At 72.9% G+C, this 22,639-nt stretch carries 19 protein-coding genes and 1 pseudogene; 13 read left to right on the top strand and 7 right to left on the bottom strand.

Translation table 11 applies throughout. The features are described from left to right. Positions 1-17: 17 nt before the first annotated feature. Positions 18-452: a cell division protein SepF gene (locus OG392_RS08495; protein WP_329277212.1), complete on the bottom strand. Its 435-nt coding sequence runs from the start codon at positions 450-452 to the stop codon at positions 18-20. 323 nt (positions 453-775) lie between these two features. On the opposite strand from OG392_RS08495, the gene OG392_RS08490 reads away from it, so the two are divergent. Continuing rightward, positions 776-2,053, top strand: a complete 1,278-nt coding sequence (locus OG392_RS08490) for a DUF5685 family protein (protein ID WP_329277210.1) — start codon at positions 776-778, stop codon at positions 2,051-2,053. A gap of 44 nt (positions 2,054-2,097) precedes the next feature. Here OG392_RS08490 and OG392_RS08485 read toward each other — a convergent pair whose 3' ends face one another. Next, entirely contained in the window at positions 2,098-3,075 is a 978-nt protein-coding gene (locus OG392_RS08485; RefSeq protein WP_329277208.1) for an ABC transporter substrate-binding protein, read from the bottom strand. Further along, positions 3,072-3,551, bottom strand: a complete 480-nt coding sequence (locus OG392_RS08480) for a GNAT family N-acetyltransferase (RefSeq protein WP_329277206.1) — start codon at positions 3,549-3,551, stop codon at positions 3,072-3,074. The genes OG392_RS08485 and OG392_RS08480 overlap by 4 nt, the downstream gene beginning before the upstream one ends. A 443-nt stretch (positions 3,552-3,994) precedes the next feature. Between OG392_RS08480 and OG392_RS08475 the strand changes: the two genes are divergently transcribed. The 9 genes and pseudogenes from OG392_RS08475 (at position 3,995) to OG392_RS08435 (ending at position 13,721) form a co-directional block, all read left to right on the top strand. Then, positions 3,995-4,843, top strand: a complete 849-nt coding sequence (locus OG392_RS08475; protein WP_329277204.1) for an amino acid ABC transporter permease — start codon at positions 3,995-3,997, stop codon at positions 4,841-4,843. Then, on the top strand, positions 4,840-6,654 hold the full coding sequence (locus OG392_RS08470) for an FAD/NAD(P)-binding protein (RefSeq protein ID WP_329277202.1): 1,815 nt from the start codon (positions 4,840-4,842) through the stop codon (positions 6,652-6,654). The genes OG392_RS08475 and OG392_RS08470 overlap by 4 nt, the downstream gene beginning before the upstream one ends. 44 nt (positions 6,655-6,698) lie before the next feature. Further along, positions 6,699-7,583: an amino acid ABC transporter permease gene (locus OG392_RS08465; RefSeq protein ID WP_329277200.1), complete on the top strand. Its 885-nt coding sequence runs from the start codon at positions 6,699-6,701 to the stop codon at positions 7,581-7,583. Continuing rightward, complete coding sequence (locus OG392_RS08460; protein ID WP_329277198.1) at positions 7,580-8,386, top strand: amino acid ABC transporter ATP-binding protein; 807 nt, start codon at positions 7,580-7,582, stop codon at positions 8,384-8,386. The genes OG392_RS08465 and OG392_RS08460 overlap by 4 nt, the downstream gene beginning before the upstream one ends. Before the next feature lie 32 nt (positions 8,387-8,418). Further along, entirely contained in the window at positions 8,419-9,396 is a 978-nt protein-coding gene (locus OG392_RS08455; RefSeq protein WP_329277196.1) for an ABC transporter substrate-binding protein, read from the top strand. 40 nt (positions 9,397-9,436) lie between these two features. Beyond that, positions 9,437-10,510, top strand: a complete 1,074-nt coding sequence (locus OG392_RS08450) for an LLM class flavin-dependent oxidoreductase (RefSeq protein ID WP_329277195.1) — start codon at positions 9,437-9,439, stop codon at positions 10,508-10,510. Continuing rightward, the gene (locus OG392_RS08445; RefSeq protein WP_329277193.1) at positions 10,507-11,814 is read left to right on the top strand and encodes an NtaA/DmoA family FMN-dependent monooxygenase; all 1,308 of its coding nucleotides are present in this window, start codon (positions 10,507-10,509) and stop codon (positions 11,812-11,814) included. Before OG392_RS08450 ends, OG392_RS08445 begins: the two co-directional genes overlap by 4 nt. Positions 11,815-11,819: 5 nt before the next feature. Beyond that, positions 11,820-12,643 (top strand): annotated as a pseudogene (locus OG392_RS08440) (DUF1684 domain-containing protein). Between the two features lie 178 nt (positions 12,644-12,821). Next, entirely contained in the window at positions 12,822-13,721 is a 900-nt protein-coding gene (locus OG392_RS08435) for a S1 family peptidase (RefSeq protein WP_329277191.1), read from the top strand. 92 nt (positions 13,722-13,813) lie between these two features. Here OG392_RS08435 and OG392_RS08430 read toward each other — a convergent pair whose 3' ends face one another. Continuing rightward, positions 13,814-14,755, bottom strand: coding sequence for a GNAT family N-acetyltransferase (locus tag OG392_RS08430; protein WP_329277189.1), 942 nt, complete (start codon positions 14,753-14,755; stop codon positions 13,814-13,816). Between the two features lie 104 nt (positions 14,756-14,859). Next, a complete protein-coding gene (locus OG392_RS08425) occupies positions 14,860-15,909 on the bottom strand; it encodes a DUF3533 domain-containing protein (protein WP_329277187.1) in 1,050 nt (349 codons plus the stop codon). A gap of 171 nt (positions 15,910-16,080) precedes the next feature. On the opposite strand from OG392_RS08425, the gene OG392_RS08420 reads away from it, so the two are divergent. Beyond that, positions 16,081-19,620, top strand: a complete 3,540-nt coding sequence (locus tag OG392_RS08420; RefSeq protein WP_329277185.1) for a DNA polymerase III subunit alpha — start codon at positions 16,081-16,083, stop codon at positions 19,618-19,620. 89 nt (positions 19,621-19,709) lie between these two features. Here the strand turns inward: OG392_RS08420 and OG392_RS08415 are convergent, their stop codons facing one another. Continuing rightward, positions 19,710-20,264 (bottom strand): Clp protease N-terminal domain-containing protein, encoded by a 555-nt coding sequence (locus tag OG392_RS08415; RefSeq protein WP_329277183.1) that lies wholly within the window; start codon positions 20,262-20,264, stop codon positions 19,710-19,712. Next, complete coding sequence (locus OG392_RS08410) at positions 20,264-20,473, bottom strand: helix-turn-helix domain-containing protein (RefSeq protein ID WP_030315760.1); 210 nt, start codon at positions 20,471-20,473, stop codon at positions 20,264-20,266. Before OG392_RS08410 ends, OG392_RS08415 begins: the two co-directional genes overlap by 1 nt. Positions 20,474-20,616: 143 nt before the next feature. On the opposite strand from OG392_RS08410, the gene OG392_RS08405 reads away from it, so the two are divergent. Then, the gene (locus OG392_RS08405) at positions 20,617-21,588 is read left to right on the top strand and encodes a DNA polymerase Y family protein (protein ID WP_329277181.1); all 972 of its coding nucleotides are present in this window, start codon (positions 20,617-20,619) and stop codon (positions 21,586-21,588) included. Between the two features lie 180 nt (positions 21,589-21,768). Next, positions 21,769-22,638: an esterase/lipase family protein gene (locus OG392_RS08400; RefSeq protein ID WP_329277179.1), complete on the top strand. Its 870-nt coding sequence runs from the start codon at positions 21,769-21,771 to the stop codon at positions 22,636-22,638. Position 22,639 lies beyond the last annotated feature (1 nt).

The raw sequence follows: 22,639 nt of genomic DNA, 5'->3' as shown, positions 1-22,639 counted from the left end.
CCCGGCCGGCGGACCCGTCAGCTCTGGTTGAAGAAGCCGTCCTGTCGGCGCCGGCCCGTCTCACCGGTGACGATCTGGGTGTCGGCGGGGGTCAGCAGGAAGACCCGCGTCGCCACGCGCTCGATCGAACCGCGCAGACCGAAGGCGAGACCGGCGGCGAAGTCGACCACGCGCTTCGCGTCGTCCGGCTCCATCGCGGTCAGGTTCACGATCACCGGAACACCGTCCCGGAAGAGCTCGCCGATGCCCCGGGCGTCCCGGAAGCCGTCGGGGGAGACGGTGGCGATGCGCCGGCCCCGGTCCTCGGCGGTGTCCGTGGCCACCCGGACCCGGGGGTCCGTCACCCAGGCGTCGCCGCCCTCGGCACCGTCGGCGTACTCGTCGTCGTAGTAACGCTCGTCGTTGTCCTCGACGAGTCCCAGCCAGGCACTCGCCTTGCGCACCGATCCCATGGACGCCTCCTTTCACGCGGTCACTTGTGGTTCCGCATTTCCCTATCGTCCTTCATGATGCGGATCGCGCGCCAAGTGGATAGTCGGCGCGCAGAGGATTCGTGACGGTACTGGTGCAGAACGTGAGCACCGTTTGCTGGCGATTCGTCAGGAATCTTGCGGTATGCAGGGCCTGGGGGAGGGCCATGTAGCTGAAAATATGAAAGTCGGGCCACAAGGGTGACGATGGGCGCGTACGGGTGAACGGACCGGCTCGCTACGATGCCGCGAGGCCGTCCGGCGGTCCATAGCCCGGCCCAGATCCACGACTCACGGGGGAGTCCATGTTCGGAATCGTCAGACCCTGCACCCACCGTCTCACCGACGGCCTCAAGACCGAGTGGATGGCCCATCTCTGCGGCCTCTGCCTGGCACTTCGCGCCGACCACGGCCAGTTCGCCCGGGTCGTCACCAACTACGACGGGCTCATCGTCTCGGTCCTGACGGAGGCTCAGACCGGTGTCACGGAGGCGGGCCGCCGCACGGCCGGACCCTGTGCGCTGCGCGCCATGCGGACCGCACCCGTGGCCAAGGGGGAGGGCGCGCGGCTCGCCGCCGCCGTCTCGCTGGTCCTCGCCTCGGCGAAGATCCGGGACCACGTCGCCGACCGGGACGGGCTGTTGGCCCGGCGGCCCGCCGCCGCCGCGGCCCGCCGCGTCGCCCGCTCCTGGGACAAGGCCGGTGCCAGGACGGGCCGGGCCCTCGGCTTCGACACCGCCGTCCTCGTCGACGCCGTCGACCGGCAGACCGGGATCGAGGCCCTCGTCGGACCCGGCACCTCCCTGCTCGCCGTCACCGAACCGACCGAGACGGCCACCGCGGCCGCCTTCGCGCACACCGCCGTCCTCGCCGGACGGCCCGGGAACGCGGAGCCGCTCGCCGAGGCGGGCCGGCTCTTCGGCCGCCTCGCCCACCTGCTCGACGCAGTCGAGGACCAGACGGCCGACGCGGAGAAGGGCGCCTGGAACCCGCTCACCGCGACCGGCACCTCCCGCGAGGAGGCCCGCCGGCTCGCCGACGACGCCCTGCACGGCATCCGCCTCGCGCTGCGGGACGCCGAGTTCGCCGACGACAAGCTGGCGCACGTCCTGCTCGCCCATGAACTCCGCACCTCCGTGGACCGCGCCTTCGGCACGACGACCTGCGCGCACGGAGCGCCGGGTGCGGGGCAGGGGCCGGGGTACGGTCCGGGTCCGGCGTACGGGCCGGGTCCGGTGCCGGGCAATCCGTACGCGGGCGGCGCCCCGGGCCCGCACCAGCCGCCCCACGGCGGCGGTGGCGGGAACCCGTACGGCGGCGGCCCGGGCGGATCCGGCGGCTCGGGCGGCTTCGGCGGGCTGCCGCCGCAGTTCGGGGGCGGCGCCCCCCAGGCGCCCAAGCCCCGCGGCTTCCTCGCCGGGTGCGCCATGTTCACCTGGCTCTTCTGCACCTGCCAGATCTGCTGCGCCAAGGAGTACGAGGGCCCCTGGTCCCGCAAGAAGCACGAGGGCTGCTGCCGGGACTGCGACTGCGACCCCGGCTGCGGCAACTGCGACTGCTGCTGCCCCTGCGACGGCTGCTGACGGGCCGTCCGCCCACCGGACCCGCCTCGCCGGACCCCGGCCCGCTACTTCTTCGGCGCCGGGAGCTCCGGCGGGGAGATCTGCGAGGTGGCGATGCCCGAGCCCGTCACACCCCACTTCCGCAGGATCCTGTCGTACGTCCCGTCCGCCTTCAGGCCGTTCACCGCGGCCTGGAAGGCGGGCGCCAGCGGCGTGCCCTTCTTGAAGGCGAAGCCGACGTCGAGCCGCCGGTACTCGTTGAGGAACTTCACGTTCTTCTGCTGCGTCACCGCGTACCGCACCCCGTTGATCGTGTTCATCACGACATCGCTGCGGCCCTGCTGGAGCGACATCCAGATCGCGCCGGTCTCGCTGTAGACGTTCACCTCGTACGGCTGCCTGCCCGCCTCCGCGCACCGGCCCTTGTTCTGTTCCAGGGTCCTTTCGAAGGTGGTGCCCGCGTTCACGGCCACCTTCAGACCGCACAGCTGCGTGAGGTCCGTGACCGCCTTCAGCGAACTGTCCGCGCGGCTCGCGAAGCCCTGCCCGTCGTTGATGTAGGTCACGAAGTCGATGGCCTTGCGCCGCTCCTCGGTCACCCCGAAGTTCCCGGTGCCGACGTCGTACTTGCCGCTGCCGAGGGCCGGAAGGATCGCCTCGAACCCGACCACCTCGCGCTTGAGCTCCAGGCCGAGGGCCTTCGCCACGGCCGCGGCGAAATCGGCGTCGACCCCCACGACGGTCCTGCCGTCGGGCAGGTACGCCGAGCTGGGCGGGGTCGCGACGGACGAGGCGATCGTGAAGCTGCCCCGCTGCCGTACGTCGGCGGGCAGCAGCTTCGCCGCCGCCTCGTTCCTCGTCACCGCCGACACCACGTCCTCGGTCGGGAGCGTGCCCTTCGCGGCCCCCGGCACGCCCGAGGCGCCGGCCGGGGCCGTCGCGGGATCGCCGCCCGCGCAGGCGGTGAGGCCGAGGGCGGCGCCGGTGATCAGGGCGAAGACGAGAGCGGTGCGTGCGGTGCCGGGACGCGTGCGCGTGGTCATGGCTTCGGGTTCTCCAGGAGTTTCTCGAACGGCAGCGGGCCGATCGACTCGGGGTCGGCGGACACGTCGAAGAGCGGGCGGTAGCCGCTCGCCAGGTAGAGGCCCCTGGCCTCCGGCTGACGCGGTCCGGTCGTGAGATAGAGGCGGGAGTAGCCGCGGGCGGCGGCCTCCCGTTCGAGCACGGTCAGGACCCGGCGGGCGAGACCGCGCCTGCGGTGCGCCGAGTGGGTCCAGATCCGCTTGAGTTCGGCCGTGTCGTCGTCGTAGCGGCGGTAGGCGCCGCCCGCCACGGGCCGGCCCTGCTCCAGCAGGAGCAGGAAGGCGCCATGGGGCGGGGCGAACTCCTCCGCCGGGTAGCGGCTCAGATCGTGCGCGGAGCCGTACCGGGTCAGGTACTCGTGCGCCAGCTCGTCGAGCAGCGGGCGCGCCAGGGGGTCGGTGGTCGTGGTCCGGTGCACGGACAACGCGAAGGTCATGACGGTCCTTCAGGACGAAGGAGAGCAGCCCTTCAGAACGGAGGAGGGCGGCGCGGCAGAGCGAGGGGAGGGGAGAACTCAGGCACCACGAGGGGCCTGGATGTGAAGGCGCCGCGGAGAACAGCACGCGGACGGGGCGGAGCCGGAGAACGGCTCACCGAGCAGAGGGTCGGCTCAACAGGAAGAGGACCACACGCGACCGAAGTCGATGTGGGAGCGCGTGACCAGCTGCTGCGAATGCATGGCCACAGTGGAACAGGCATCCGTTCCCACGTCAACCACGATGAGACGTACGGCTCACAGTGCGGACACCCTTGACAGTAGGGGCTGTTGACCGCATAGCCTCGAAGGGCGGATCGGGCTGAGGGGCCCGGTTCCGTGCTCACCGCGTGTGAAGGCGCACCCCGTGTTCGATCCGCCTCTGGCATCCACGGAGTCTTCGTATGTCCGCGACCCTGGTCAAAACCCCCTCCACGGCCCCGCCGGCCGAACCACCACCCCGTATCGTCCCCGCCCGCCGCGCCGGGCAGTGGACCGCCGCCGGCCTCGTCCTCCTCCTGCTCGCCCTCGGCCTGGTCTCGGTCGTCCGCAACAAGGCCTTCCAGTGGGACGTGGTCGCCGATTACTTCACCTCCGCGTCCGTCCTGCGCGGACTGGGCCTCACCCTGTGGCTGACCGCCCTCGTCATGGCGCTCGGCTTCGTCCTCGGCACCCTGCTCGCCGTGCTCAGACTCTCCGCCAACCCCGTCCTGCGCGCGGTGAGCTGGGGTTACGTCTGGTTCTTCCGGTCCACCCCGATCCTGGTGCAGCTGCTCTTCTGGTTCAACATCGGGGCGCTCTACCCGCAGATCCTCGGCGTCAGCACCGTCAACCTCCTCGGCCCCGTGTCCGTCGCCGTGATCGGCCTCACCCTGCACGAGGCCGCCTACGCCGCCGAGGTCGTGCGCGGCGGCATCCTCTCCGTCGACCGCGGCCAGCTGGAGGCCGCCGAGTCCCTCGGCCTGGGCCGGTGGCGCCGGCTCTCCCGGATCGTGCTGCCGCAGGCCATGCGGGCGATCGTCCCGCCGGCCGGGAACATGCTGATCGGCACCCTCAAGGGCACCTCGATCGTCTCCGTGATCGCCGTGCAGGACCTGCTCTACTCGACCCAGCTCGTCTACCACCGCACGTACGAGGTCATCCCGCTGCTGCTCGTGGCCACCCTCTGGTACGTCGCCGTCACCTCCGTCCTCAGCCTCGGCCAGTACTACGTCGAGCGCCACTACGCCCGCGGCACGGCGGGTGCGCGATGAGCCCCCCGCCGCCGGCGGTCTCGCTCGTGATCGTGGGCGCCGGGCCCCGGGGGACCGGCTTCCTCGAACGGCTCGCGGCCAACCTGCCCGAGCTGTACGGCGACCGTCCCCTCGACATCCACCTCGTCGACCCGCACCCGCCCGGCCCCGGCCGCATCTGGCGCACCGCGCAGTCCCCGCTGCTCTGGATGAACTCGCGGGCCGAGGACGTCACCATGTTCACCGACGAGACCGTGGACCTGCAGGGCCCCGTCCGCCCCGGCCCCACCGTCGCCGAATGGGCCGGCATCGAGGGCCGGAGCTTCCCCACCCGTCCCCAGCAGGGCGCCTATCTCCGCTGGGTGTTCGAGCGGGCCAGGGCCGCGCTGCCGGCCTCCGTCTCCGTCCACGAGCACCGCACCACCGCCCTGCGGATCAGCGGCCCGCGCGAGGGGCGCCAGCGGGTCTGGCTGGAGGACTCCGCCACGCCCCTCCTCGCCGACCTCGTCGTCCTCACCGTCGGCCACCTCGACGCCGAACCCGACCCGGAGCAGCGGGCCCTCGCCGGCTTCGCCGCCCGTCACGGTCTCGTCCACCTGCCGCCCGACTTCACCGCAGACACCGACCTGACCGCCCTGCCCGCCGGTGAGGACGTCCTCGTCCGCGGCTTCGGGCTCGCCTTCGTCGACCTGATGGTGCTGCTCACCGAGGGCCGTGGCGGCCGGTACGAGGGCGAGGGCGACGCGCTGGTCTACCTCCCCTCTGGCAGGGAACCGGTGCTGCACGTCGGATCGCGCCGGGGTGTCCCGTACCACTCGAAGATCGGGTACGCCCTGGACGGCGAACGGCCCCCGCTGCCCCGCTTCTTCGGCCCCGAACAGACCGACGCCCTGCTGCGGAGGACCGGGCCGCTCGACTTCCGGCGCGATGTGTGGCCCCTGGTCGACAAGGAGCTCGGCTGGGCCCACTACCACCGGCTCTTCTCCACCCACCCCGAGCGGACCACGCTCGCGTGGAGCGACTTCGAGCGGGCCTACGCGGCGGCGCCGCCGCGCGGCGCCGAACTCGCCGCCGTCGTCGCCGCGGCCGTCCCCGACCCGGCCGACCGGCTCGACCTCGACGCCCTCGACCACCCCCTGGACGGCATCCGCTTCACCTCGACGGAGGCCCTCCAGCACGGTCTGCGCGACTACATCAGCGAGGACCTGACCCGCCGTCACGACCCCGCCCACAGCTCCGACGCCGCCGTCTTCGCCGGCCTGCTCTCCGTCTACGGGCAACTCCTCCGGCTCGGGAACCGCGTCGACACCGGCGACTGGTGGCACGGCTTCTTCAGCTACCTCGCCTCAGGACCGCCCGGACCCCGGCTGCGCCAGCTGCTCGCCCTCTCCCGCGCCGGCGTCGTCCGCTTCCTCGGCCCGCAGGTCACCGTCGAGGCCGACGAGGAGCGCGGAGTCTTCCGGGCCTCGTCCGCCGCCGTACCGGGGGAGTGGACCGAGGCACGCGCCCTGGTCGAGGCCCGGCTGCCCGACCCCACCCTCGAACTCACCGGCAGCCCGCTCCTCCGTGCCCTGCACGAGGAGGGCGCCCGGGCCACCGCCAGCGGACTCCTCGTCGTCGACCCCGTCGACGGCCGGGTCGTCGGGCACGACGGACGCCCGCACCCGCGCCGTTTCGCCCTCGGACCGCACACCACGGCGCGGACCGACAGCGCCTTCACCCGGCCCCGTACCGGCGGGGTCGCCTTCCGGCAGAACGACATCACCGCGCGGGCGGCGCTGACGTTCCTGCGCGACCGGGCGTGTCGCCTCCCGGCCCCGCTGAGCGCCTGACCTCCCTCCCCTCCCGCCGCCCGACCCCTTTCCGAGGAACCGCCATGTCTCTCACCAGCGATCCGCCCGCCACCAGAGCCGTCGTGAAGGAACCGGCGGCGGGCCCCGAGCTCGTGGTCGTCCCCGTGCGGCACCCCTGGCGCTGGGCGGCCGTCGCCGTCACCGCCGTCCTGCTCGTCCAGTTCGTCCACGGGCTCGTCACCAACCCCGGCTGGGAGTGGGACGTCTTCGCCGCGTTCTTCACCACCGAGACGGTCCTCCGGGCGGTCTGGGTCACCCTCCAGCTCACCTTCTACGGCACCGCGCTCGGCTTCGCGATCGGCATCGTGCTGGCCTTCATGCGCCTGTCGGCCAGCCCGTTCCTGCGGTCCGTCGCCTTCGGCTACATCTGGGCCTTCCGCTCGATCCCGCTCATCGTCCAGCTGCTCTTCTGGTTCAACCTCGCCTATCTCTACAAGGAGCTGAGCATCGGCATCCCCTTCGGGCCGAGCTTCCTCACCTTCGACACGATGGGCCTGGTCGGCGAGATGAGCGCCGCCGTCCTCGGGCTCGCCCTGCACCAGGCGGCCTACGCGGCGGAGATCGTCCGGGGCGGGGTGCTCGCCGTGGACGAGGGCCAGGTGCAGGCCGCGGCCTCGCTCGGCATCCCGCGGCTCCGGCAGGTGCGGCGGATCGTCCTGCCGCAGGCGATGCGCTCGATCCTGCCCAACGCCGCCAACGAGATCATCTCGCTCTTCAAGGGCACCTCGATCGTCTCCGTGATGGCGATCGGCGAACTCTTCTACCAGGTCCAGGTCGTCTACGGCCGCAACGGACGGGTCGTCCCGCTCCTGATGGTCGCCACCGCCTGGTACGTCCTGCTCACCACCGCGCTCTCCGTCGTCCAGCACTACGTCGAACGCCACTACGCGAAGGGGAGCGTCCGATGAGCTCCGTCACCGTCGATCCGCCCGCCGGGGGCCAGGCCGCCACCACCGCCAAGGTCGAGATCCGCGCCGTCCACAAGAACTTCGGCCCCCTGCACGTCCTGCGCGGCATCGATCTCGACGTCCGCGCCGGCGAGGTCACCGTCGTCCTCGGCCCCTCGGGCTCGGGCAAGTCCACCCTCCTGCGGACCATCAACCACCTGGAGAAGGTCGACAGCGGCACCGTCAGCGTCGACGGCACCCTCGTCGGCTACCGCCGCTCCGGCAACAAGCTCTACGAGCTGCGCGAGCGCGACATCCTCAAGCAGCGCACCCGGATCGGCTTCGTCTTCCAGAACTTCCACCTCTTCCCGCACCTCACCGTCCTGGAGAACATCGTCGAGGCCCCCGTCTCGGCCCTGAAACGCCCCCGCAAGGACGCCGAGGCCGCGGCCCGGAGCCTGCTCGAACGCGTCGGTCTCGCCGACAAGGCGGAGGCGTACCCGAAGCAGCTCTCCGGCGGACAGCAGCAGCGGGTCGCCATCGCCCGCGCGCTCGCCCTCGAACCCGGCCTGCTCCTCTTCGACGAGCCGACCTCCGCGCTCGACCCCGAGCTGGTCGGCGAGGTCCTCGACGTCATCAAGGACCTGGCCGCCTCCGGCACCACCATGATCGTCGTCACCCACGAGATCGGCTTCGCCCGCGAGGTCGCCGACACCGTGGTCTTCATGGACGAGGGCCGGATCGTCGAGCAGGGACCGCCGGCCGAGGTCCTCGACAGCCCCCGTCACGAACGCACCCGCGCCTTCCTCTCCAAGGTCCTCTGACCACCCACCCCTTCCCACTCAGGAGCACTGCCATGAAGACCCGTCGCACCGTCCTCACCGCCCTCGCCTCGCTCGCCGCCCTCGGCGTCCTCACCGCCTGCGGCTCGGGTGACGCCGCCCTGGACGCGGCCGGGCCTGAGGCGAAGAAGTCCGCCGACGGCATCAACCTCAGCCCCGAGCAGAACCGCGTCCACACCCCCAAGGTCGACGCACTCGCCGCCCAGCTGCCCGAGGCCGTCCGCAAGAGAGGCACCCTGATCCTCGGCGTCTCCGCGACGAGCAATCCGCCGCTCGCCTTCCACGCCACCGACGACAAGACGCTGATCGGCGTCGAGGTCGACCTCGCCACCCTGGTCGCCGACGCCCTCGGACTCAAGCCCGAGTTCAACCCGGTCTCCTGGGAGAACCTCTTCGTCGGCCTCGACAGCGGCAAGTACGACGGCGTCTTCTCCAACGTCACCGTCACCGAGGAGCGCAAGGACAAGTACGACTTCGCCACCTACCGCCTGGACGACCTGGCCTTCGAGGCGAAGAAGGGCTCCGGCTGGACGGTCAAGGGCCCCGAGGACGTGGCGGGCAAGGCGATCGCCGTCGGCTCCGGCACCAACCAGGAGAAGATCCTCGTCGACTGGTCCGCGCGGAACGAGAAGGCCGGCCGCAAGCCGGTCGACATCAAGTACTACCAGAACACCTCGGACTACTACCTGGCCCTCCAGTCCGGCCGGATCGACGGCTACCTCGGGCCCAACCCCGTCGCCGCCTACCACGTGCTCTCCGCCGGACAGACCGAGATCGTCGGCAAGTTCTCCGGCGCGGGCGCCGGACTCCAGGGCAAGATCGCGGCCACCACGAAGAAGGACAGCGGACTCGTCGCCGCCTACGCCGCCGCGATCGACCACATCGTCGAGAACGGCACCTACGCCCAGGTCCTCAAGCGGTGGGGCCTCGACAGCGAGGCCGTGACGAAGTCGGAGATCAACCCGCCCGGGCTGCCCCGTACCAAGAACTGACCGCGCCCCGCCCGCCCCGCGTCGCTTCGAGAGAGACCGCATGACCAGCACCCGAACGCTCCACCTCGCCGCCGAACTCGCCCCGGGCACCGGTGACCTCCCGGGCGCCCTCGCCTCCGCCGCCCGGACCGCCGCACCCGCCGTCGCCGGCACCGCCGTCCGTACCGTCGCGCTCGCCCGGCTCGCCGAGGCCGCCGGGCTCGACTTCCTCACCCACGACGACTCCTTCGCCCGGCCCGGCCTCGACGCGCTCGCCGTCCTGGCCCGGGTCGCCCCCGAGACCCGCTCCGTCGGCCTCGTACCGACCGTGACCACCACCCACACCGAGCCCTTCCACGTCCAGGCCGCCGTCGCCACCCTCGACTGGGTGAGCCGGGGCCGGGCGGGCTGGCGGATCGCGGTCTCCCCGACGGGGGCCGAGGCCCGGCTCTTCGGCCGCCGCCCGGTCCCGCCCACCGCCGAGCTCTGGCAGGAGGCGGGCGAGGTCGCCGAGGTCTCCCGCAAACTGTGGGACAGCTGGGAGGACGACGCCGAGATACGGGACGAGGTGACCGGGCGGTTCGTGGACCGACGCAAGCTGCACCACGTGCACTTCCAGGGCGCCACCTTCTCGGTCGCGGGCCCCTCGATCGTCCCCCGGCCCCCGCAGGGCAACCCGGTGACCGTCGTCGACGCCACCCGCCCCGCCGCCCGCGACATCGCCGCCCACCACGCCGACGTGGCCCTGATCCGCGCCTCCTCCGCCGAGGAGGCCGCGGCCCTGCGTGCCGAACTGCGGCAGGGGGCCCGCGCCCACGGCCGCGACCCCGGACAGCTGCGCGTCCTGCTCTCGGCGACCGTCGGCCTCGACACGTACGAGGGCGGGCCCGGGGCGCTCGCCGAACTGATCGTGGGCTGGCACGGCGGCGGCGCCATCGACGGCTTCCACCTGGTGCCGGCCGTGCCCGAGCGGGACCTGGAGCGGTTCACCGCCGGGACCGTGGCCCGGCTGCGCGACCGCGGGCTCTTCCGTACGGCCTACGAGGGCACCACCCTCCGCGACCACCTGGGGCTCGAACGCCCCGTCAGCCAGTACGCCGCCGAGGCACGGGTGACGACGGGAGCACGCGCATGAGCACGACTCGGGGCCGGAAGCAGATCCACCTCGCCGCGCACTTCCCCGGCGTCAACTCCACCACCGTCTGGACCGATCCGCGCTCGGGCTCGCAGATCGACTTCTCCTCCTTCGAGCATCTCGCCAGGACCGCCGAGCGCGGCCTCTTCGACTTCTTCTTCCTGGCCGAGGGGCTGCGGCTGCGCGAGCACAACGGCCGCATCCACGACCTCGACGTCGTCGGCCGGCCCGAGTCGATCACCGTCCTGAACGCGCTCGCCGCCGTCACCGACCGGCTCGGACTGGCCGGCACGGTCAACGCCACCTTCAACGAGCCGTACGAACTGGCCCGGCGGCTCGCCTCGCTGGACCACCTCAGCGCGGGCCGGGCCGCCTGGAACGTCGTCACCTCGTCGGACGCCTTCACCGGCGAGAACTTCCGGCGCGGCGGCTTCCTGGACCGGGCCGACCGGTACACCCGGGCCGCCGAGTTCCTCGCCACGGCCCGGGAGCTGTGGGACTCCTGGACCCCGGGGGGCCGGCAGCGGCCCTTCGTCCACAGCGGGCCGCAGTTCGGGATCGAGGGGGAGTTCACCGTTCCGCGCTCCCCGCAGGGACACCCCGTCGTCATCCAGGCCGGGGACTCCGCCGAGGGCCGGGAGTTCGCGGCATCGGCCGCCGACGTGATCTTCACCCGGCACTCGGCCCTGGAGGCGGGCCGGGAGTTCTACGCCGACGTCAAGGGCCGGCTCGCCCGGTACGGGAGGGAGCCCGGCGATCTGAAGATCATGCCCGGGGTGACGTACGTCCTCGGCGACACCGACGCCGAGGCACAGGAACGCGCCGGTGAGATCCGCCGCCTGCAGGTCTCCCCGCAGAACGCGATCCTCGCCCTGGAGCAGATCTGGGGCCGCGACCTGTCCGGCTACGACCCCGACGGACCGCTGCCGGACGTCGACCCCGATCCCGAGTCGACCCTGGTCCAGGGGCGGGTGCGGGTCGCCGATCCGGTCGGGGTGGCCAGGAAGTGGCGGGCGCTTTCGGAGGCCAAGGGCCTGTCGATCCGTCAGACGGTCGTCGAGTCCACGAGCCGGCAGTCCTTCGTCGGCAGCCCGGCGACGGTGGCGGCGGCCCTGGAGGAGTTCGTCGCCACGGACGCCGCCGACGGCTTCATCCTCGTCCCCCACCTCACCCCCGGCGGTCTCGACGACTTCGTCGACCGGGTCGTCCCGCTGCTCCAGGAGCGGGGGGTCTTCCGTACGGAGTACTCCGGCACGACGCTGCGCTCGCACCTCGGGCTTCCCGAGCCCGTATGGAAAGGTTGAGCACCATGAGCACGGACAACGACGGCGCCCCGGGTACGGACGCGGGGGCCGGCCCCCGGCAGGAGTGGCAGCACTGGCACGAGCAGCGGGAGGCCACGGTCTCCTCCTCGTACGGTCCGCTCTCCCTCACCGTACCCACTGGCTCTCGGACTTCCCGGAGGGGCGAATTCCGGCCGTTCCGGGGGAGTGGCGGGAGGACGGCGACGAGGTGCTGCTCAGCGCCCGCGCCGAGGACGGGATCGCCGTCGACGGCAAGCCCTTCACCGGGACGGTCCGGCTCACCGCCGACCACGGCCCGATCCACGAGTCCCGCGTCGAGTCGGCGGGCCGGCGGCTCGTGGTGCTGCGGCGCGAAGGGCTGTGGGCCGTAAGGGACTTCGACCCCGGATCCGAGGCCCGCACCGCCTTCCGGGGCATTGAGGCCACCCCGTACGACGAGCGCTGGGTGGTGCCCGGCGTCTTCCGTCCGTACGAGCGGACGCGCAGCGTACGGGTGGAGAACGCCGACGGCCGCGAGCGGGGTCTCGGGCTCTCCGGGGAGCTGGTCTTCGAACTGCACGGCGGCGAGCACACCCTCCAGGTGGCCGTCGAGGACGACGGCTCCCTGTGGGCGGTGTTCGCGGACGCCACCAGCGGCCGGGACAGCTACCGCTTCCGCTTTCTGCGGCCTTCGGCCCCGGCGGCGGACGGCTCGGTGACGGTCGACCTCAACCGCGCGCTGCTGCCGCCGTGCGCCTTCGCCGACCACTTCATCTGCCCGTTCCCGCCGCCGGGGAACACGCTCGACACCGCCGTCGCGGCGGGCGAGCGGCGACTGAGCGGGCGCTGACGGTCAACTCGTGTGCATCACGGGGAAGTTGAGGTCCGTACGGCTGAATCGCGCCCTTGCGGCGTGAAGTCGTACGGCCCGAGACTCCCCCACAGCGCCGGCCCCAGGCCGCGCCTCACGGGCCCGGCACCCCACGGCGGGCCCCCGATTCCCCTCGGGAGGAACAGAAGTGAGGACCATGCGCACCACCCCCACGAGAACCGTCCGGCTCCTCGCCGTCGCGGCAGGCCTCGCCGCCGCGGCCGCGCTCGCCGCGCCCACCGCGAGCGCGGGCACCGCCGACACCGCGCGGACCAGCCGCACCTTCGACGCCGCCGCCCTCTCGGCGACCGGCGACGCCGTCCGCGCCGCGGACGTGGCCGGCACCGCCTGGTACGCCGACCCCGCCACCGGCAAGCTGGTGGTCACCGCCGACTCCACCGTCAGCCAGGCCGGACTCGCGAAGATCAAGCGGCAGGCCGGGGCGAACGCGGACGCCATCCGCGTCGAGCGCACCCCCGGGAAGTTCAGCAAGCTGATCTCCGGCGGCGACGCGATCTACGCCACCAGCTGGCGCTGCTCGCTGGGCTTCAACGTCCGGGACGGCGCGGGCAACTACTACTTCCTGACCGCCGGGCACTGCACCGACGGCGCGGGAACCTGGTACTCCAACTCCTCCCGGACCACCGTCCTCGGCACCACCGCCGGGTCCAGCTTCCCGGGCAACGACTACGGCCTGGTGCGCTACACCAACTCCTCCGTCACCAAGTCCGGCACGGTCGGCAACGTGGACATCACGAGCGCCGTCAACGCCACCGTCGGCATGTCCGTCACCCGCCGCGGTTCCACCACCGGCATCCACAGCGGCTCCGTGACGGGCCTCAACGCCACCGTGAACTACGGCGGCGGCGACATCGTCTCCGGCCTGATCCGCACGAACGTCTGCGCCGAGCCCGGCGACTCCGGCGGCCCGCTCTACTCGGGCAGCCGCGCGGTCGGCCTCACCTCGGGCGGCAGCGGCAACTGCTCCTCGGGCGGGACGACCTTCTTCCAGCCCGTGACGGAGGCGCTGAGCGCGTACGGGGTCAGCGTCTTCTGACCGACCCGGGACATCTGGGCCGGAGTCCCTTTGTGAATCCCTCACGAAGGGACTTCCGGCCCCTCCCGGCAGGCCTCCCGCGCGGGGGCGCGTCAGAGGGCGCGGGCGAACTCCAGCCGGTCGGCGAAGTTCACGTATCCGGCGCGCTCGAAGGCCTTGGCCATCGCCACGTTCGAGGCGTCGCAGTCCCCGCGGATCTCGGTGGCCCCGCTGGCGGTCAGGATCCGCGTGCCCCGGATCACGACCGAGGTGGCGTACCCCTTGCCCCGGTGGGCGGGGGCGACGCCGACGAAACCGATGACCGGAACGGAGGGGTTCTCGGCCGGAAGGCTGATCACGGCGACGGTGCCGTCCGCGTCGTAGCCGAGCTCCCACCACGCGGGCTCGTGCTTGAGCTCGGCCGTCTCCTCGAAGAGCAGCTCGGCCGCGCGCCGGGCGCCGTGCTGCCGTACGTCGGCGGCGAGGCGGGCGTCGGCGGTGTCCGCGAGCAGCTCGGCGAGGACCGCCACGAACGGCTCGGGGCCGAGTTCGGCGAGCGAACGGAAGGTCAGCCGGGGGTCGTCGGCGGGCAGCTCGTCCGGCGTGCCGGGGGTGCGGAGGCTGAACCGGCGCCCGTCGCGGATCACGCCGTACCCGGAGGCCCGCAGCTGCTCGCCCCGGTGCTCCGGGTTCCGCTGGAACTGGGGGGCCTGGGCGGGGGAGTCGACGACGTGCTCCAGCTCCGTCGCGCCCAGCTCCCGGGCCGTGGCGGCCGCCGCGTCGAGCAGTGCGGCCGCGGTCCCCGGGGCGTCCTCCGGGGCCTCGAACAGCACCAGCGCGAGCGGGACATCGTGCCCCGGCATGGTCCACAGGACCACGCTGCCGGTGAGCCGGCCGTCGTCGTCCTCGGCGACCAGGCACCACTCGGGCCGGGTGCACGTGCTGTCGAGGAGCTGGACGAGGTACGCGCGGGTGGCGGCGTTGCGCTCGGGGTCGCCGGGATGCTCGACCAGGGTGGGGAGTTCGTCGGGACGGGCGGGGCGGACTGAGGTCACGGAGAGCCTTGTCGTTCGGGGAAGGTCGGTGATGCCCGCGAAGGTAGCGGCCGAACGGCGGCGGGGCCAGGGGATTTCGGGCCGACGGGCCGGAGAGGCGGGCCTCAGCGGGCCGGTGCGCCGCCGGCGGGGTCGACCTCGTCCGCGATCGGCTCCGGCTCGGGCGTGCGCTTCAGGGAGGACATCACCAGGGTGACGGCCACGCCGACGACCGCCCAGGCCGAGAGGACCAGCATCGAGCTGGTCATGTCGTTGCCCTTGAAGTACGCGATCGAGCGGGCGGCCCAGGTGCCGGCGCCCGGTGGCAGGGCGGGGCCGATCGCGTTCCAGAACGGGGGCAGCATCGGCAGCGGGAAGGCGCCGCCCGCGCTGGGATTGCCCGCGATCACGATGAGCAGGATCGCCAGGCCGATGCCGACGATCCCGAAGACCGCCTGCAGGGCGAGGGTGGCGGCGCCGACGGCGAAGACGACCAGCGTCCCGAGCCCCCACAGGGCGGCGACGCTGCCCGGCAGGGCGCCCAGGATCGGGCCGACGACGATCGCGCCGCCGAGTCCGCCGAGTACCGAGTAGAGCGCGAGGACCCCGAGGCGGATGATCGCGCGTTCCCGGTTCGCGGGCCGGGAGCCCGCGCTGATCGCCAGGATCGCGGCGCAGATGTAGCCGCCGACGCACCAGCCGACGACGAGGTAGAAGGCCGAGAGCCCGTTGAAGTCCTCCCGCGAGGCGGGGGCCACGTCGACGGTCCGTACGGTGCGCTGCTGGGCCTTCTCCACGGTGATGAAGAGCGCTTCCAGGGTGCGGGAGAGTGCGGTGCCGCCGCCGGAGGCGACGAGCAGGGTGTCGGTGCGGCCTGCGGGGTCGACGATCAGGGCGCCGTCGATGTCCCGGTTGAGGATCTGGTTCCGTGCGGTGGCCTCGTCGGCGACCGAGCGGGGGTCGAGCGGGGCGCCGGGGAGCTGGTCCAGCTGTCCGACGAGCTGTGCGGAGACCCGTGGCGGGGCGACGACGCCGAAGGGGACGTCCCTCGGCTCGGGGTGGTGCAGGGCCCCGACGTACGAGGTGATGAACAGCAGCTGGAGGGCGAGGACGCCGACGACCAGGAGGGCTGCTCGGGGGGTGACGGCGCTTTTCAGTTCGTCGACGAGGCTCATGCCCCCCACGCTCCGGGGCAGGGGGTGTTTCCGCAGGTGGGATGCGCCCGAATGGTCGACCGGGGGACGACCCGGCACGCTTATCGTACGCACGTTCGAAATGAGCTAAGGTGAAGAACGAGGGGGTGGGAACATACGTACGATTTCGATGCGGGAGCCGGGAGGCACGCCATGCCGGGGTTCACGCATCTGCACACCGCGTCGGGCTACTCCCTGCGCTACGGCGCCTCCCACCCCGACCGACTGGCCTCGCGTGCCGCCGAGCGCGGCATGGACGCGCTCGCCCTGACCGACCGCGACACCCTCGCGGGCACCATCCGCTTCGCGAAGGCCTGCGCGAAGGCGGGGGTCCGCCCCCTGTTCGGCGTCGACCTCGCCTATGAGGCGACGACACCCGGCCCCGGGCCGGGGCGGCCCGGACAGGAAGCGGGACGGCCGTCGGCGGCAGGGCGGACGGCCGCGTCCGGTGGCGGCCCGCGGAGCGCCGGGCGGGTGCCCGGCCGCGACGGCCCGCAGGACGTCCGGCGGGTCCCCGTCCGCGGCGGCGCCTTCGTCGACGAGTCCGCGCCCCGTGCCCTCTTCCTCGCCCGCTCCCGCACCGGCTGGGCCTCGCTCTGCGCGATGATCACCGCCGCCCACGCCGGAGGGGCGGAGCGGCCCCTGCTGCCCTGGTCCGCCCTGTGCGACGACGACGTCTTCGTCCTCCTCGGGCCCGGCTCCGACGTCGGACAGGCCCTCGCCGCCGGCCGCCCCGACCGGGCCGTCCGGCTGCTCGCGCCCTGGCGCGAGCGGTACGGCGACGCGCTGCGCCTCGCGGCCGTCGACCACGGGCGCTCCGGCACCGGGCCCGGCTCCCTGCGGCTCGCCGCCCGTACCGTCGGTTTCGCCGCCGAGCAGGGCGTCCGACCGGTCCTCAGCAACGCCGTCCGGTACGCCGACCCCGGCCAGGGCCCGGTGGCCGACGTCCTCGACTCCGCCCGCCGCCTCGTCCCCGTCGACCCCCGCAAGGAACTCGACAGCGGCGCCGCCTGGCTCAAGGGGACCGACGACATGCGGGCCGCCGCCGAACGGATCGTCGAGGCCGCGGGCTTCCGCCGGGACACCGCCCACCGGCTCCTCGAACAGACCGCCACGGTCGCCGCCGCCTGCCTGGTCGACCCCGAGGACGACCTCGGCATCGGCTCCGCCCACTTCCCCGAACCGCACCTCGTCGGCGCCGAGCATCGCACCGCCCAGCGCGTCCTCACCTCCCGCGCCGCCGCCGGCATGATCCTCAAGGGGTACGAGAGACGGGGCGCCTACTGGGACCGGATGCACCACGAGCTGGACGTCATCGCCCACCACCGCTTCGCCCCGTACTTCCTGACGGTCGCCCAGGTCGTCGACGACGTCCGGGAGATGGGCATCCGCGTCGCCGCCCGCGGCTCCGGCGCCGGCTCCCTCGTCAACCACCTCCTCGGCATCGCCCACGCCGACCCGGTCGAGCACGGCCTCCTGATGGAACGCTTCCTCTCCAAGCGCCGCACCGCCCTGCCCGACATCGACATCGACGTGGAGTCCGCCCGCCGTCTGGAGGTGTACCGGGCGATCATCGACCGCTTCGGCACCGCACGCGTCGCCACCGTCTCCATGCCCGAGACCTACCGGGTCCGCCACGCGGTACGGGACGTGGGCGCGGCCCTCTCCATGGACCCGGCCGAGATCGACCGGATCGCCAAGGCCTTCCCGCACATCCGCGCCCGCGACGCCCTCGCCGCCCTCGGTGAACTGCCCGAACTGCGCGAACTCGCCGGCGAACGGGAGCGGTTCGGACGCCTCTGGGAGCTGGTCGAGGCCCTTGACGCGCTGCCGCGCGGCACCGCCATGCACCCCTGCGGGGTCCTGCTCTCGGACGCCTCGCTGCTCGCCCGTACCCCCGTGGTGCCCACCAGCGGCGAGGGGTTCCCCATGTCCCAGTTCGACAAGGAGGACGTGGAGGACCTCGGGCTGCTCAAGCTCGACGTCCTCGGGGTCCGGATGCAGTCGGCGATGGCCCACGCCGTCGCCGAGGTCGAGCGGGCCACCGGCACCCGCCCGGACATCGACGCGGTCCCGGAGGGCGACCCCGAGACCTACCGGCTGATCCGCTCCACCGAGACCCTCGGCTGCTTCCAGATCGAGTCGCCGGGCCAGCGGGACCTGGTCGGACGGCTCCAGCCCGCCACCTTCCACGACCTCGTCGTCGACATCTCGCTCTTCCGGCCGGGCCCGGTCGCCGCCGACATGGTCCGCCCCTTCATCGAGGCACGGCACGGCCGCGCGCCCGTCCGCTACCCGCACCCCGACCTGGAGGAGACGCTGCGGGAGACGTACGGCGTGGTCGTCTTCCACGAGCAGATCATCGAGATCGTACGGATCATGACCGGCTGCGGCCGTGACGAGGCCGACCAGGTGCGGCGCGGGCTCTCGGACCCGGAGTCGCAGGGCCGGATCAAGCTCTGGTTCGCCCGGGAGACCTCGGCGCGCGGATACGCGGACGAGGTGGTCGCCCGCACCTGGGAGATCGTGGCCGCCTTCGGCTCGTACGGCTTCTGCAAGGCGCACGCGGTGGCCTTCGCCGTACCGACGTACCAGTCCGCCTGGCTCAAGGCGCACCACCCGGCCGCCTTCTACGCCGGGCTGCTCACCCATGACCCCGGGATGTACCCCAAGCGGCTGCTGCTCGCGGACGCGCGGCGCCGGGGGGTGCCGGTGCTGCCGCTGGACGTGAACCGGTCGGCGGTCGCCCACCGTGTAGAACTGGTGTCTGAATCGGAGGTGCGATGGGGGCTCCGGCTGGGCCTCACCGACGTCCACGGCATCAGCGAGGCCGAGGGCGCGCGGATCGAGGCCGGGCAGCCCTACGCCTCCCTCCTCGACTTCTGGGAACGGGCCCGCCCCCGCACTCCCGTCGCCGAACGGCTCGCCCAGGTCGGCGCGCTGGACGCCTTCGGCGCCAACCGCCGCGACCTCCTGCTCCACCTCACCGAACTGCGCCGCATCCAGCGGGGAGCCGCCTCGCACGGTGGTCAGCTCCCGCTCGCGCAGGGCGGGAAGACCGCCCCCGTCGGCCTGCCCGACCTCGACGAGTCGGAGCGCCTCAGCGCCGAACTCGGCATCCTCGGCATGGACGCCTCCCGTCACCTCATGGGCGACCACCACGCCTTCCTCCGCGAACTCGGCGTCGTCTCCGCCCAGCGTCTCCGCGAGACCCCGCACGGCAGGACCGTCCTCGTCGCGGGCGCCAAGGCCGCCACCCAGACCCCGCCGATCCGCTCCGGCAAGCGCGTCATCTTCACCACCCTCGACGACGGCACCGGCCTGGTCGACCTCGCCTTCTTCGACGACGCCCACGAGCGCTGCGCCCACACCGTCTTCCACTCGTGGCTGCTGCTCGTCCGGGGAGTGGTGCAGCGGCGCGGCCCGCGCAGCGTCAGCGTGGTCGGCGCCGCCGCCTGGAACCTCGCCGAACTCGTCGAACTCCGGGCGTCCGGAGGCCTGGACGCGGTGGGGGAGCGCCTCGCCGAACCCGCCGTGCCCGCCTCGGACGACGGCGGGTCCGCCGACTCCGGCCGCCGCATCAGGATGTCCACCGGTTACGAGATGAACCCCTGGGCCGACCTCAGACCGGCCGGCGAAGGGACCCCGAGCGGACGGAAGCTGTGGCACAGCAGCCCGGGCTCGGCGGGCTGAGCCGTCCGGCGGAGCGGTTCCGCGGGCGGGGCCGTTCTCCGGGCGGCTGTTCCCCTGGCGGGTCCGTTCCGGGAGGTCGGCCGCCGTGGTCAGGCGGTCGCCGCCCGCGAGACCGCCGTCTCGACGGACGCGTACGTCACGCCGTGGTCGGCCAGGGCCTCCGCGACGACCCCGCCGGTCGTGGTGAGCGCGAGCAGGATGTGCTCGTCGCCGATCTCCCGGTCCTTGCGGGCCAGCGCCACCCGGAGGGACTTCTCCAGGACGGTCTTGGCCTCCCGCGAGAAGGAGCGGCGGCCCGACCACCGTCCGGAGTCCTTGCGGTCGGCGGCCAGCGCGCCCTCGCCGTGGGTCTCCTCCACCCGGGCCACGATCGCGCCGACGTCGATGCCGAGGTCCGCCAGGGCCTCCTCGTCGGCGCGGGAGAGCCCCGCCCGGCGCCGGGCGTCGGTCAGCGCGTCCCTCAGGGACGGCCGGCGGTCCGGCGGGCACAGCGCGCGCAGGGCGTCCGCCGCCCGGGTGCCCTCCTCGTCGAGCAGGGCGAGGAGCAGATGCTCCGGGGTGACGACCGTCGCCCCGGCCCGCTCCGCGTGCTCGACCGCGCCCTTCACCACGGTGCGCGCGGCCTTCGTGAACCGTTCGAACATCACTGCCTCCCGTACTTCTTGTGGACGGCCTGTCGGCTGACACCCAGTTCGGTCGCGATCTCCTGCCACGACCACCCCTGGTTGCGCGCACTGCGCACCTGGACGGCTTCCAGCTGTTCGAGCAGTCGTCGCAGGGCGGAGACGGCCCGTAGTCCGACCCGTGGGTCGCGGTCGCCCGCCCGTGCGGCGAGATCGGTCGCATCGGTCATGACGTCAACCTACGTTGACAGATTCCCACACGTCAACCACAGTTGACAGGGCTATGATTCGCACAAATATTCGAACATGCTCTAGGCTGAGGGAACGGGAGGGGCTTTCGGGACGAACAGGGACACGGACGGAGGAGGGCGGCATGATCCTCTGTGTACGGTTCCGGATCGAGCCCTCCGGGACGGGCGGGACCGGGACCCTGCTTCCCCCGCTGATCGACCTGCTCGCCGAGTTCACCCCCCTCGTCGAGGCGACCCCGCCCTGCGAGGCCCTCGCCGACGTGCGGGGCGCGCTGCGCTACTTCGGCCGCGGCCCCGCCGAGCTCGCCTCGGTGATCCGGGTCAGGGCCCTCGCCCTCCACGGCGTCGACTGCGTCATCGGCGCCGGCCCCAACCCGATGCTGGCCCGGATGGCCGCGAGCGAGGCCCGGCCCGGTGTCACCCTGGTCGTCGACGACCCCGCGGCCTTCCTGCGCGAGCGGCCGGTCGTCGCGCTCGACGGCGTCGGCCGCGCCACCGCCCGCACCCTCTGCGGCTACGGACTCGACTCCGTCGGACGTGTCGCGGACGCGCCGCTCGCCGTGCTCCAGCGGCTCGTCGGCGCGAAGACCGGCCGCGAGCTGTGGGAACGGGCCGGGGGCATCGACCGCACCCCCGTCGTCCCGCACGCGGCCTCCCGGTCGGTCGCGGCCGAACGCTCCTTCCCCCGCGACGAGACCGACCGGACACAGCAGCGCCGGGCCCTCCTCGCGCTCGCCGAGGAACTGGGCACCCGGCTGCGCACCGAGGGGCAGGTGTGCCGCGCGCTCGCCGTCACCGTCCGGTACGCGGACCGGAGCACGACCACCCGGAGCCGTACCCTGCCCGAGCCCACCGCCCACTCGGCGGCACTCAGCACCCTCGCGTACGCCGTCCACGACTCCTTCGGCCTCCAGCGGGCCCGGGTGCGGGGCATCGCCCTGCGCGCCGAGGGGCTCGCGGGCGCGGAGAGCGCGGCACACCAGCTGTCCCTGGACCCGGCGGACGAGAAGGCGCGGCGGATCGAGGCGGTGGCGGACAAGGCACGGGCGAGATTCGGTCCCCGGGCCGTCCTGCCGGGATCGCTGGCGGCCTGACGGCCCTTTCGTCAGGCACTCGTGACGACACATCACTTTTTACCGACGCGTAACTTCCCAGCCAAGGCTACCCGTGCGTAGCTTGGCTGAAGCGCATCCCCACCGCGCATCCCCACTTGTGGTCCGGACCGCAGGGCGTAGCACCCCCACCATCCCCTTGAGCCGCAAGGAGATCGCCCGATGCTGCCCTGGAAACACGCCGTCAGAGCACTGTCCGTCCTGCTGCTGACCGCCGCCGCCACCCTCGCGCCGACCGCCGCCGCCTCCGCACAGACCGAGACCGCCACCACCGGCCGGGGCTGGAACGACTACTCCTGCAAGCCCTCCGCCGCGCACCCGCGGCCCGTCGTCCTCGTCCACGGAACCCTCGGGAACTCCGTCGACAACTGGCTCGTCCTCGCGCCGTACCTGGTCAACCGCGGGTACTGCGTCTTCTCGCTCGACTACGGCCAGCTGCCGAACGTGCCGTTCTTCCACGGACTCGGCCCCATCGAGGCCTCCGCCGGACAGCTCGACACCTACGTCGACCGGGTCCTCGCCGCCACGGGCGCCCCCGAGGTGGACATCGTCGGACACTCGCAGGGCGGCATGATGCCCCGCTGGTACCTCAAGTTCCTCGGCGGCGCGGAGAAGGTGAACACGCTCGTCGGCATCGCCCCCGACAACCACGGCACCACCCTGCTCGGCCTCACCAAGCTCCTGCCGTACTTCCCCGGCGCCGAGGACCTGATCAAGGCCAACACCCCCGGGCTCGCCGACCAGATCGCCGGCTCGCCGTTCATCACCAAGCTCAACGCGGGCGGCGACACCGTGCCCGGGGTCCGCTACCACGTCATCGCCAGCCAGTACGACGAGGTGGTCACCCCCTACCGCTCGCAGTTCCTGAGCGGCCCGAACGTCACCAACGTCCTGATCCAGGACAAGTGCGCGCTCGACCTGTCCGAGCACGTGGCGATCGGCACGGTGGACCGGGTCACCTTCCACGAGGTGGAGAACGCCCTCGACCCGGCCCACGCGACCCCGACCACCTGCCTGTCGGTGATCGGCTAGA

Source organism: Streptomyces sp. NBC_00691, from assembly GCF_036226665.1.
Taxonomy (GTDB): domain Bacteria; phylum Actinomycetota; class Actinomycetes; order Streptomycetales; family Streptomycetaceae; genus Streptomyces.
Note: the sequence above shows the minus strand (reverse complement) of the source record. Positions and strands in the feature narration are given on the sequence as shown.

Coding starts and splice junctions, on each gene's coding strand:
- OG392_RS08495 (WP_329277212.1), bottom strand. CDS start 452: ATGGGATCGGTGCGCAAGGCGAGTGCCTGGCTGGGACTCGTCGAGGAC.
- OG392_RS08490 (WP_329277210.1), top strand. CDS start 776: ATGTTCGGAATCGTCAGACCCTGCACCCACCGTCTCACCGACGGCCTC.
- OG392_RS08485 (WP_329277208.1), bottom strand. CDS start 3,075: ATGACCACGCGCACGCGTCCCGGCACCGCACGCACCGCTCTCGTCTTC.
- OG392_RS08480 (WP_329277206.1), bottom strand. CDS start 3,551: ATGACCTTCGCGTTGTCCGTGCACCGGACCACGACCACCGACCCCCTG.
- OG392_RS08475 (WP_329277204.1), top strand. CDS start 3,995: ATGTCCGCGACCCTGGTCAAAACCCCCTCCACGGCCCCGCCGGCCGAA.
- OG392_RS08470 (WP_329277202.1), top strand. CDS start 4,840: ATGAGCCCCCCGCCGCCGGCGGTCTCGCTCGTGATCGTGGGCGCCGGG.
- OG392_RS08465 (WP_329277200.1), top strand. CDS start 6,699: ATGTCTCTCACCAGCGATCCGCCCGCCACCAGAGCCGTCGTGAAGGAA.
- OG392_RS08460 (WP_329277198.1), top strand. CDS start 7,580: ATGAGCTCCGTCACCGTCGATCCGCCCGCCGGGGGCCAGGCCGCCACC.
- OG392_RS08455 (WP_329277196.1), top strand. CDS start 8,419: ATGAAGACCCGTCGCACCGTCCTCACCGCCCTCGCCTCGCTCGCCGCC.
- OG392_RS08450 (WP_329277195.1), top strand. CDS start 9,437: ATGACCAGCACCCGAACGCTCCACCTCGCCGCCGAACTCGCCCCGGGC.
- OG392_RS08445 (WP_329277193.1), top strand. CDS start 10,507: ATGAGCACGACTCGGGGCCGGAAGCAGATCCACCTCGCCGCGCACTTC.
- OG392_RS08435 (WP_329277191.1), top strand. CDS start 12,822: ATGCGCACCACCCCCACGAGAACCGTCCGGCTCCTCGCCGTCGCGGCA.
- OG392_RS08425 (WP_329277187.1), bottom strand. CDS start 15,909: ATGAGCCTCGTCGACGAACTGAAAAGCGCCGTCACCCCCCGAGCAGCC.
- OG392_RS08420 (WP_329277185.1), top strand. CDS start 16,081: ATGCCGGGGTTCACGCATCTGCACACCGCGTCGGGCTACTCCCTGCGC.
- OG392_RS08415 (WP_329277183.1), bottom strand. CDS start 20,264: ATGTTCGAACGGTTCACGAAGGCCGCGCGCACCGTGGTGAAGGGCGCG.
- OG392_RS08410 (WP_030315760.1), bottom strand. CDS start 20,473: ATGACCGATGCGACCGATCTCGCCGCACGGGCGGGCGACCGCGACCCA.
- OG392_RS08405 (WP_329277181.1), top strand. CDS start 20,617: ATGATCCTCTGTGTACGGTTCCGGATCGAGCCCTCCGGGACGGGCGGG.
- OG392_RS08400 (WP_329277179.1), top strand. CDS start 21,769: ATGCTGCCCTGGAAACACGCCGTCAGAGCACTGTCCGTCCTGCTGCTG.